Source organism: Nitrospira sp. BLG_2, from assembly GCF_049222245.1.
The window spans coordinates 1-2,172 of sequence record NZ_JBLYIG010000312.1; the positions used below are offsets into that span (position 1 = coordinate 1).

General features: G+C 56.0%; 2 protein-coding genes. One reads left to right on the forward strand and one right to left on the reverse strand.

What is annotated here, in order from left to right; translation table 11 throughout:
- Window positions 1–993 (forward strand): FAD-dependent oxidoreductase (locus ACOSYY_RS08705; protein ID WP_421661875.1); only part of this gene is annotated, 993 nt, incomplete at its 5' end.
- A gap of 313 nt (window positions 994–1,306) precedes the next feature.
- Here the strand turns inward: ACOSYY_RS08705 and ACOSYY_RS08710 are convergent.
- On the reverse strand, window positions 1,307–1,933 hold the full coding sequence (locus tag ACOSYY_RS08710; protein WP_421661876.1) for a hypothetical protein: 627 nt from the start codon (window positions 1,931–1,933) through the stop codon (window positions 1,307–1,309).
- Window positions 1,934–2,172: the final 239 nt, after the last annotated feature.

Below are 2,172 nucleotides of genomic sequence, written 5' to 3' on the forward strand. Positions count from 1 at the left end.
CACGGCCTTTCCTGGCAGGACCGATGGAGACTCTTCTCTCATGTTGAGCAAATTTGGGAACAAGCCCACACCCTCCCGGCGGATTTAGAGAATCGAGCCGCGGAGGAATGGCTGGCGGCGACCGGGCAAAGTCTCGAAGCAAGAGAACGGATTTGGGATCCCCTCGCTCAATGGTTGACCGGCAACTCGTTGGCACGCCTCTCCGCTACAACTTTCGTCCACCTGCTTTCAACCGTGTTTCTTCGTGACGCGTCGGACGCGAGACTCACACATCTAACCGGCTCCGTCGACCACCGGTTCATCACCCCCATAAAACAGATCCTCCACCAGAGTGACGTCCGGATCGTCGGTCTGACTCATCGGCCTACCTTACGCTTTGGACCGACCGGCGTGAGCGAAGTCCGGCTTCAGGACGATACCAGGTTGCGGGCTGACCGATACATCATTGCGCTATCCTACCAGAGTTTACTTCAACTGCTGCCGGAACGGCTGCTGACACGCTATGCCTACTTTGCGCAGATCACCGAACTCAAAAGTGTGAGTGAGGTCGTTATCCAATTGACCTGCCCCGCGTTGACACAAAAGCCTCGTCTCCTTCTCCTCGCAGGCCGACCGTTCCATCAGCTCACCAGCACATCGCTGGAGTCAGGGGAAATCAGATATCGGCTGTCTGCCCTCGGAAACACGCCCGCAGAGTTGGGCAACGATCAGTTGGTCAATGCGGCACAGACCGAGATGTGCAAGTTGTTCTCAGGAACGGCCTGGGAAGATGTGATCACCCGTGCAGTCTTTCGCGAGCACCATGCCGCCCTGTTGCTTACGCCAGGTGCCGCGCGGCTGCGGCCGCTTCAACAGAGTCCTCTCCAAAACCTGCTCGTCGCCGGGGCGTGGACCGACACGGGATGGCCCGCCACCCTCGAAAGCGCACTTGTCAGCGCCCGTCGCTGCGCGGACCTCATCGCAGACCGGCGGTTTGACACGGCAATGCCTTGATGGGAGGAGTATCCTATGATCTCATAGGCCAAGATCTTCGTGCTTGCGCTTTCTCTGAGCGTGTGGAGTTGTGCGCACAGTCCCTACGAGCGCGGAGACCACTACCCGATATGACGTAGAGCGGGATTACAGAGGATTCTATTACAAAGCGGGATTAGCAAATGACCAACACTTCTTCAGTCCGAGTTCATTCTTTCCCTTCGGTTCTGGTCTTTCGAGTCCCACCGATCATGCCCGCGCCCTCCATAGCTTTTCGACCATCAATTCCATGCGAGATACCTGTCTCGCGGCAAAAGGCTACAAGGTCGAATAATCAAAACTTGCCGGCGTGCAGGTAGCATAAATCTTCAAACTGTTCAGCGCCTCGATACGTTGCGATGACGATCCACTCCCGCCTTTTATCCGTCATACTAATATAGGACCGATCATCGAGTATGAAGGGTTGAAGTGAAAATGATGTCGTCAGTACCGGAGAGTCTAGCGCCTTATCGATCCGGAGCGCCGTCAGCGGATAGGTTCCGCCGGTTCGTTCAAACTTATTCTGCGTCGCCAGCAGCGGACTGAGGTCTTGCCAGCTTGATTGTTCAAGAACCGTACTGTCGGCCGGGAATACATAGAGACTGTCGCTTGGAGAGCCTTTCGGACAGAAGGTCGCCTTCACTACCAGATCCTCTTGCCCATCACTGTCGAGATCCATTTTCGTTCTATCCAAGCTTGAGCAACGCCGCGTCGGCGGCCCCTGCCCTTTCAACTGAACCGGCTCCCACTGCACCTTCTTCAAGAGCTCGGCATTGAGGTCCAGCCGCTCTCCGAACAATGTCGCCACTTTTTCACAAAAGGGTTTATCCGAAAACGCAGTCAGTTCCACCGAAGCCGCGGCGGTCACCGCCGGAATCACCGCCACCAATAGGCTTCCCATGCCTGTGATCCTTATCGCCATCTTCCGCCTCCTGGCTTCAGAATCTTGATTGACATCGCAGCTCGCCGTTTCTAAGATACCGCTGCTTAGTTCGTTGCCTCAGACCATGACGCTCACCCCTCTCCAAGACCTCGCTCAATCCCTCGTCAACTGCGAGCGCTGCAAGCTGGCCAAGTTGGGGCGAAGCCAAGTCGTGTTCGGCGTCGGAAATCCTCACGCAAGTATCATGTTTGTGGGAGAAGCGCCAGGATTCAATGAAG

Excerpts from the sequence above, each read along its gene's own strand:
- ACOSYY_RS08710 (WP_421661876.1), bottom strand. The coding sequence starts at position 1,933 with ATGGCGATAAGGATCACAGGCATGGGAAGCCTATTGGTGGCGGTGATT.